This is a genomic window from Acrocarpospora pleiomorpha (assembly GCF_009687885.1).
Classification (GTDB): domain Bacteria; phylum Actinomycetota; class Actinomycetes; order Streptosporangiales; family Streptosporangiaceae; genus Acrocarpospora; species Acrocarpospora pleiomorpha.
In genome coordinates, this window is sequence record NZ_BLAF01000137.1 from 1 (window position 1) to 6,559 (window position 6,559).

Sequence of the window (6,559 nt, forward strand, 5' to 3'; positions counted from 1 at the left end):
CCCCACCGCCCACCCCAACCGACAAGCCCCAAACCTCCACCCCCACCCCTGACCCCACCCGCGACCACACCAGCAAAACCAACCGCTCATGCCGTTAGAGGGCGGTTCGCGAGTTGACGCCCATCGTGTCGTCGTGTGATCGAGCGAATCTGTAGCGTTATGCCATGCTGGTGGGCTCGGATGTGCTGGGACGACTCGGCGAGCGAGCGCAAGCCGTACGCGAGCGCGGCCTGGCCGTGGACGCGCTGGGGTGGCCATCGCGGTCGTGGTGCTGGCCGCCGCGGCGCACGACAACACCGCCGGGATCGCTCTGCTGACCGCCTCACCGCCGCCACACCCCCGGCAGCGTGCGTACGGCGCTGGTCGACCAGGGATTCAAGAACTCGTTCGTCGCCCATGGCGCCAGCCTCGGCATCGACGTGCGGGTCGTCGAACGCAACCCGGCCGACAGGGGCTTCATCCCCCAGCCCAAGCGGTGGGTGGTGGAGCAGACCGTTTACATGACCAGCCATGACCCCGCTAAGCAGCTGCTGGACAAGATCGACGCACGCGAGGACCTGCGCCGCCCGTTGCGTGCGCGCGACCTGTGCCAGGCACTGGACCTGCCCATCGTGGCCAAGAACACCGAGAACATCCGCTCAAACGCCTGGTGCATGCTCCGCAGTCAGATGTACGGCGTCACCAGCGAGCGCAGCAGGCCGGGCCATCGGGGACCGTCGTGGACCCGTTCGGGTACCAGATAGCGGTAAGGACCGACGGGGCGGATCTCGTCGTCACGCACTGGCAGCACGACGAGCTCCAGCGAGAATGGTCGCGCCTTGCGGCCCAGCTCGTTCTCGACCTCGGCCACCACCTGGCCGGTCGGCACCTTCTCATGCAGATGCAGGCCAGACGCCAGGCCAACGCTCTTTTGGGCGCTGTGCCAACGATGGGCCTCCTCCCAATGTCCGGCCACGGCCTGCCGCAGCGCGGGGAAACCATGGAGGCCGGAGAAGGCGGGCGGTGTGAATGACCACGCCACCGGCGGGTTCTGACGATCTAACGGCAAGGTCGTCGAGGGGGCCGTGACAAGGGACCGCCACCAGGCCAACCAGCCCTCGGCCAGCTCCGCGGCGTCCGACGGGTCCGTACGCCGGTCCGGCAGCGGCTCGACATCCAGCGGCCCGGGTACGACGCCCTCCACTTCCACCTGGATGCGTTCGGCGGCGCGGAACCACAGCGCTATGTTGTGAGCCTCCGACCACCGGTCAACGCTGATGCGCCACGACATCGAACCAGCTCGCTGCATCGCCCGCTCCTGTCTGCCCACCTACGACCGCCGACCTTCTGGTCATTCTCACCACGGCCACAGGTTCGCATGCGACCTCGTCGCCATCGATAGCCATGCCGGACATGACGTTGGCCGACCCCAATACCACTGACCCGGGAACGTTAGTGATCACCACACGAGATTCCCGCTGCCCAGGCTTAGAGCGGACGGAAGCTCACAGAACGTCCTCTTAGGGCACCCTCCGCCCGCCCCCGCTATTCGCCGCATTGCCAGAGGGTGGGTGGGAGAACCCCGGAGTCGCTGAGCGCGAGTGCCCCCGCCTGCCCAAATTACCGTGAGTGATGAGAAGTGTGCACAGGGTGATCTATGGGAATGGTGGGAGTGGAGTGACGGAAGGGGACTGTCATGCCACTTCGCAGGTCGATGCTGATCGCCATGGTCGGCGTTCTCGCCTTCGCCGTAGGCGGTTCGCCGGTCGCCGCCGAACCCGATAAGTCGGATATCGAGGACGCCCAAGACCAGGTCGAGGAACGTTCGCGTGACCTCAACCGCGCCCAGCTCAAGCTGGCTACGGCCGAATCCCGGCTCCAGGAACTTGCCAGCCGCGCGGAACGTCTCGTCGAGGCGTACAACGGGGAACTGGTTCGGCTCCGTGATGCGAAAAGCCGCCATGAGGCTCTCACGGTGAACCTCACCGGCGCTGAGGCGCAGGTCGAGGTGGCTCGAAAACAGGTGGCGGCCATCGCGGCCGACACCTACGGCAGGCTTGACGTCTCCCAGCCGATGGTCGCGGTGGTCGGCGAGGGGGCCGCGTTCCTGCGCCGGGCCAGCCTGCTGAGCCAGCTGAGCGACGAGCAGTCGGCGACCATGAACCGGTTGCGGGACTCGCAGCAGGTCCACGCCATCCTGGAGGCTCAGGCGGCCCACGCGCTGGCCGAGCAGCAGGCCGCCGCGAAAGAGGCGGAACGGCTGAAGGAGGCCGCCGCCAAAGCGGTCGATGAGCAGCTGGCGGAGACCAAGTCGATCAAGAAGGAGAAGTCCGGCCTGGTCGAGCAGTTGGACGCCGCCCGCTCGAAGGTGGAGCGCATCAAGCGGGAGCGGGAACTGGCGCGAATCAGGCGGGAACAGGAGGCAGCCGGGCGGCATTCGAACTTCCGCCTGGCGTCCGCTCCCAAATGGGCGCGCGCGGCGTCATCCGGGATGGGCGGGATCGCGGCCCAGTGGGCGCTGAATCAGCTGGGCAAGCCCTACGTCTGGGCGGCCGACGGCCCGGGGAGTTTCGACTGCTCCGGCCTGAGCATGCGCGCCTGGGAGCGGGCCGGAGTCGATCTCGACCACTGGACCGGTACCCAATGGACCTCGGGTCCGCACGTGCCCCTGAGCCAGCTCCGCCCAGGCGACCTGCTCTTCTTCGGCCGCGTCTCCAGCGACCCCGGAACGATCCACCACGTCGGCATCTTCATCGGCCGCGGCCTGATGGTCCACGCCCCCCAAACGGGGGACGTGGTCCGCACCGCGTCGATCTGGCGCCGCGACCTGGTCGGCGCCACCCGCCCATCCTGACCACCGAGGTCCACTGAGGTCCACTGATCGCCCGCCAGCCACGAATCCGCCGGCAATGTCAGATCCACCGCCCCGCCCGCCGGTCACGAACCGCCAGGAAACTCGGATCCACCAAGGTTCGCCGGTCGGCGGGTGATGGTCGATCCGCCGGGGCCTGGCGGGTGGCGGTCGCGAACGCGGCAAACGTCGTTACCGCCACGGAGGGCAGATTGATGCGAGGCCGCCAACGCAGACCAGCTTCAGTCGTCATCACGGCCATGGGGGTGTTCAGGTTGGTGCGATGCCGCCGACTCAGGCCGGGTCGGTCGTCATCACCGCCATGGAGGACGGACATGTTGATGTGACGTCGCCGACTCAGGCCGGGTCGGTCGTCATCACCGTCACGGAGGATGGACATGTCGATGTGAGGCCGCCGGCGCAGATCGGGTCGGTCGTCATCACCGCCATGGCGGATGGACATGTTGATGTGACGTTGCCGACCCAGGCCAGTTCAGTGTCCGGGTTCGGTTTGGGCGCGTTTGATGGAGCGTTCGATCTCGAGTTCGGCCTCGACCCGGCCGACCCAGTTCGCGCCCTCGACCGACTTGCCGGGCTCCAGGTCCTTGTAGACCTCGAAGAAGTGCTGGATCTCCAGGCGGTCGAACTCGGGGACGTGGTGGATGTCGCGGATGTGCTCCATCCGGGGGTCGGTGGAGGGCACGCAGAGGACCTTGTCGTCGCCGCCCTTCTCGTCGGTCATCCGGAACATGCCGACGGCGCGGCAGCGGATGAGGCAGCCGGGGAAGGTGGGCTCCTGGAGGAGGACGAGGGCGTCCAGGGGGTCGCCGTCCTCGCCGAGGGTGTTTTCGATGAAGCCGTAGTCCGCGGGGTACTGGGTGGAGGTGAACAGCATGCGGTCCAGGCGGATGCGCCCGGTCGTGTGGTCCACCTCGTACTTGTTCCGCTGTCCCTTGGGAATCTCAACGAGGACGTCGAATTCCACTGCGGTTCCTCCGCTCAGCACCCCGGGCGGCCCCGAGGTGGCATTAGTGTCTCGTTTATTAAGAAACGTGTGACCTGGGCCATCATGGGTGGCACCGGGATCACGGGTCCTATTTGGTGGGCGTATATCAGGAAGAGGTCATGTGGTGCGACGCGAGCGCTGGGTGTTGTTGTTCACCCTCGCCCTGCTGCAGGCGTTCGCCATCGCCGTGGGCGTCTATGTGATCGTCCACGGCACCGAACAGCTTCCGGCCTCGATAGCGGCACCGAAACCGACTCCCACCCCTATTGTCACCGCGGGCCCTGTGCTGGACCCTGCGGCGGACGGACCTCTTCCAGCCAAGGGTACTTTGGCCGCCCTGCTCGGTGATGCGATGGGTGACCCGGCGATTGGCGGAAATCTGGCGGGGGCGGTGCTCGACACCGAGACCGGCGAAACCTTGTTCGACTCCGCGGCCGCCACCGCGCTCGCCCCGGCCTCCACCACCAAGGTCGTCACCGGAGTGGCCGCGCTGGCCTCGGTCGGGGCGGACACCAAACTGGTGACGAAGGTGATCCGCTCGGGCGCCACGTCGATCGCGCTCGTCGGCGGCGGCGATCCGACCCTGGCGGGGCCCAAGGCCGATCCCAAGGAGCGCGTCTATCCTCGTCCGGCGTCGCTGGCCACGCTCGCCTCCCGTACCGCGAGGGCGCTCAAAGACGCGGGGACCACGTCGGTTTCGCTCAGGTATGACGCCTCCCTGTTCGATGGCCCGAAGATCGCGCCAGGGTGGAAGCCGACGTACGTACCAGAAGGAAGCGCGGCGCCCGTGACGGCGCTGGCGATCGACGAAGGCCGGGTCTCCCCGAAAATGGACGCCCGCTCCGCCGACCCACCCCGCGCGGCCGCCCTCGCCTTCGCCGATCTGCTCGAAAAGCAGGGCATCAAGGTCAACGACAACATCCGGCCTGGTACGGCGAAGCCCACCTCCCCCGAACTCGCCAGAGTCGAGTCCGCCCCCATCTACCAGCTGGTCGAACGCATGCTCACGATCAGCGACAACGACCTGGCCGAAGCCCTCGCCCGGCAGGTCGCGATCAGCGAGAAACTCCCGCACACCTTTGTCGGTCAGGCTCAGGCCGTGCACCAGGTGCTGGCCAGGCTCGGCGCCGACCAGGGCGTCGAGGTGCACGACGGCAGTGGGCTGTCCACCCAGAACAGGATCACCCCGGCCGCGCTGGCCAAACTGGTCGCGCTGTCCGCCTCTCCGGCCCATCCCGAACTGCACACGCTGGTCAGCGGCCTGCCTGTGGCCGGGTACACCGGAACTTTGCATGACAGGTATGACGAGTCCGACTCGCGGGCTGGGGCCGGATTGGTCCGCGCCAAGACGGGCACGCTCAACGGAGTGAACACCCTGACCGGCCTCGTCTACACCATGGACGGCCGGTTGCTCAGCTTCGCCTTCATGGCCAACGACGTCGCCAACCCGGCGAAGACGATCGAGGCGCTTGACAAGCTCGCCGCGATCGTGTCGCGCGCGGCTTAACGGCAGGACATACGGTGGGGGAAATGCGGAACGCAGCTAATGAGGAGCGGTGAGCGAGTAATGCCCGCAGTAATCGATTGGGACCTCGCCGTCGCCACCGGAGTGCGTCTGGTCCGCCCGGGCCCGCAGGTGAGCCGGGACGAGGCCAAGAACGCCGTGACCGAACTCCGCCGGCTGTCCCGCGAGGCCGAAGGCCACGTCAAGGAGTTCACCGGCATCGACTCGGCGCCTCCGGAGGAGGCCACGATCGTCGACCGCCCCGGGTGGATCCGGGCCAACGTGGACGGGTTCAAGGTCGTCCTTGAGCCGCTGACCGACAAGGTCGGCAGCAGCATGCCCGGCATCGTGAGCGCGGTCGGCTCCCGGATCACCGGTGTCGAGGTGGGCGCCGTGCTGGCGTTCCTCGCCTCCCGCGTTCTCGGGCAGTATGAGCTGTTCCTGCCGCCGGATCCCGACGGAAACGCGCCCACTGGCCGGTTGACCCTGGTCGCGCCGAACATCGTGCACGCGGAACGCGAACTCGCCGTGGACCCCCGTGACTTCCGCCTCTGGGTCTGCCTGCACGAGGAGACCCACAGGGTGCAGTTCACCGGCGTCCCCTGGCTGCGCGAATACCTCCAGTCGCAGATGACGGAATTCCTCACCATCTCCGATCTGGATCTCTCCACCCTGCTCCACCGCATGCGCGATGTCACCGACGCCGTCGCCGACGCCTTCAAGGGCGGCGACAGCAACATCATCGAAGCCATCCAGACCCCCGAGCAGAAGGCCATCCTGGACCGCGTCACCGCCGTGATGACCCTCGTCGAAGGCCACGGCGACTACGTCATGGACGCCGTCGGCCCCTCCGTGGTCCCCTCCGTCGCCGACATCCGCGCCAAATTCCAGCACCGCCGCGCCGGCGGCTCCCGCATCGACCAGATCATCCGCCGCCTCCTCGGCATCGAACTCAAAATGAAGCAGTACGCCGAGGGCTCCACCTTCGTCAAAGCCGTCATCGACGAAGCAGGCATGACCGGCTTCAACCGCGTCTGGACCTCCCCCAACACCCTCCCCACCCGCCAAGAAATCTCCGACCCCCACCTCTGGATGCACCGCGTCCTCAACTCCAACGCCCTCCCTCCCCACAACACCCAAAACGGCCAAAACGGCGTAACCCCCCCAACTAACAACGACAACCCCGAGTGATCTAACTTCGCCTTATAAGACCGACGCG

Annotated in this window: 8 protein-coding genes; 5 read left to right on the top strand and 3 right to left on the bottom strand. The window is 67.1% G+C overall.

The window, feature by feature from the left end:
- Positions 1–164 precede the first annotated feature (164 nt).
- Positions 165–317: a hypothetical protein gene (locus Aple_RS52685; protein ID WP_170322083.1), complete on the top strand. Its 153-nt coding sequence runs from the start codon at positions 165–167 to the stop codon at positions 315–317.
- A 30-nt stretch (positions 318–347) separates the two neighbouring features.
- Positions 348–743: a hypothetical protein gene (locus Aple_RS52975; protein ID WP_174890013.1), complete on the top strand. Its 396-nt coding sequence runs from the start codon at positions 348–350 to the stop codon at positions 741–743.
- Here the strand turns inward: Aple_RS52975 and Aple_RS51520 are convergent.
- On the bottom strand, positions 665–1,270 hold the full coding sequence (locus tag Aple_RS51520; RefSeq protein WP_155352138.1) for a hypothetical protein: 606 nt from the start codon (positions 1,268–1,270) through the stop codon (positions 665–667). The genes Aple_RS52975 and Aple_RS51520 overlap by 79 nt on opposite strands.
- Before the next feature lie 405 nt (positions 1,271–1,675).
- Between Aple_RS51520 and Aple_RS51525 the strand changes: the two genes are divergently transcribed.
- A complete protein-coding gene (locus Aple_RS51525; protein ID WP_155352139.1) occupies positions 1,676–2,833 on the top strand; it encodes a C40 family peptidase in 1,158 nt (385 codons plus the stop codon).
- A gap of 58 nt (positions 2,834–2,891) precedes the next feature.
- On the opposite strand, the gene Aple_RS52690 is transcribed toward Aple_RS51525, so the two are convergent.
- Positions 2,892–3,293 (bottom strand): hypothetical protein, encoded by a 402-nt coding sequence (locus tag Aple_RS52690; protein WP_170322084.1) that lies wholly within the window; start codon positions 3,291–3,293, stop codon positions 2,892–2,894.
- Between the two features lie 30 nt (positions 3,294–3,323).
- Positions 3,324–3,815: an inorganic diphosphatase gene (locus Aple_RS51530; protein ID WP_155352140.1), complete on the bottom strand. Its 492-nt coding sequence runs from the start codon at positions 3,813–3,815 to the stop codon at positions 3,324–3,326.
- A gap of 142 nt (positions 3,816–3,957) precedes the next feature.
- On the opposite strand from Aple_RS51530, the gene dacB reads away from it, so the two are divergent.
- Together dacB and Aple_RS51540 are read left to right on the top strand one after the other, a co-directional pair.
- Positions 3,958–5,343: a D-alanyl-D-alanine carboxypeptidase/D-alanyl-D-alanine endopeptidase gene (gene dacB / locus Aple_RS51535; protein ID WP_246265693.1), complete on the top strand. Its 1,386-nt coding sequence runs from the start codon at positions 3,958–3,960 to the stop codon at positions 5,341–5,343.
- A 60-nt stretch (positions 5,344–5,403) separates the two neighbouring features.
- Positions 5,404–6,531 carry an Rv3626c family coenzyme F420 biosynthesis-associated protein gene (locus tag Aple_RS51540; protein WP_155352141.1) on the top strand — a complete coding sequence of 376 codons (1,128 nt, stop codon included), beginning with the start codon at positions 5,404–5,406 and terminating at the stop codon, positions 6,529–6,531.
- The last annotated feature ends 28 nt before the right edge of the window (positions 6,532–6,559 follow it).

Coding starts and splice junctions, on each gene's coding strand:
- Aple_RS51525 (WP_155352139.1), top strand. CDS start 1,676: ATGCCACTTCGCAGGTCGATGCTGATCGCCATGGTCGGCGTTCTCGCC.
- Aple_RS52685 (WP_170322083.1), top strand. CDS start 165: ATGCTGGTGGGCTCGGATGTGCTGGGACGACTCGGCGAGCGAGCGCAA.
- Aple_RS52690 (WP_170322084.1), bottom strand. CDS start 3,293: ATGTCCATCCGCCATGGCGGTGATGACGACCGACCCGATCTGCGCCGG.
- Aple_RS51540 (WP_155352141.1), top strand. CDS start 5,404: ATGCCCGCAGTAATCGATTGGGACCTCGCCGTCGCCACCGGAGTGCGT.
- Aple_RS51520 (WP_155352138.1), bottom strand. CDS start 1,270: ATGTCGTGGCGCATCAGCGTTGACCGGTGGTCGGAGGCTCACAACATA.